1 rRNA gene and 1 other annotated feature are annotated in these 775 nt (G+C 49.8%); the gene reads left to right on the top strand.

The features are described from left to right. Positions 1–391, bottom strand: a sequence feature (most likely nonfunctional fraction of RNA operon). Positions 392–581: 190 nt separating this feature from the next. Next, a 23S ribosomal RNA gene (locus C2M36_RS06750) occupies positions 582–775 on the top strand; the annotation flags it as partial.

Raw genomic sequence — 775 nt, 5'->3', positions numbered from 1 at the left:
CTTGTGCGGGCCCCCGTCAATTCATTTGAGTTTTAACCTTGCGGCCGTACTCCCCAGGCGGTCTACTTAATGCGTTAGCTTTGAAAAACAACTCCGAAAAGTCGAGCTTCTAGTAGACATCGTTTACGGCGTGGACTACCAGGGTATCTAATCCTGTTTGCTCCCCACGCTTTCGTACATGAGCGTCAGTGTCTACCCACCAGGCACTGTCCGCAACCCCGATTCAGGGGCCAACGTTAGAACATCAAACATACAAGGGTGGTATTTCAAGGATGGCTCCACGGTAACTGGCGTCACCGCTTCAAAGCCTCCCACCTATCCTACACATGTAGGCTCAATGTTCAGTGCCAAGCTGTAGTAAAGGTTCACGGGGTCTTTCCGTCTAGTTGCGTCGAAATCGAATCTCCCTATAATGCGACCCCACTGAGACGGCAGGCAGCAACGCATAGCGAGGCGCTAGCGACTCAGGGAGTCAAATAAAACTTAAGTTTAGAAACTTTAAACTTTCTCAAAATTAAGTGTTGACAACAAATCAGGGTTGAGTAGAATGCACAGCCCTCGAGACGCGAAAGAGTTTCGAACTAGACGGAAAGACCCCGTGAACCTTTACTACAGCTTGGCACTGAACATTGAGCCTACATGTGTAGGATAGGTGGGAGGCTTTGAAGCAGAGACGCCAGTTTCTGTGGAGCCATCCTTGAAATACCACCCTTGTATGTTTGATGTTCTAACGTTGGCCCCTGAATCGGGGTTGCGGACAGTGCCTGGTGGGTAG

The sequence above is a fragment of the Pseudoalteromonas sp. T1lg75 genome (genome assembly GCF_002964705.1).
In the GTDB taxonomy this organism is placed as follows: Bacteria; Pseudomonadota; Gammaproteobacteria; order Enterobacterales; family Alteromonadaceae; genus Pseudoalteromonas.
This window is presented reverse-complemented; position numbering and strand designations above follow the sequence as displayed.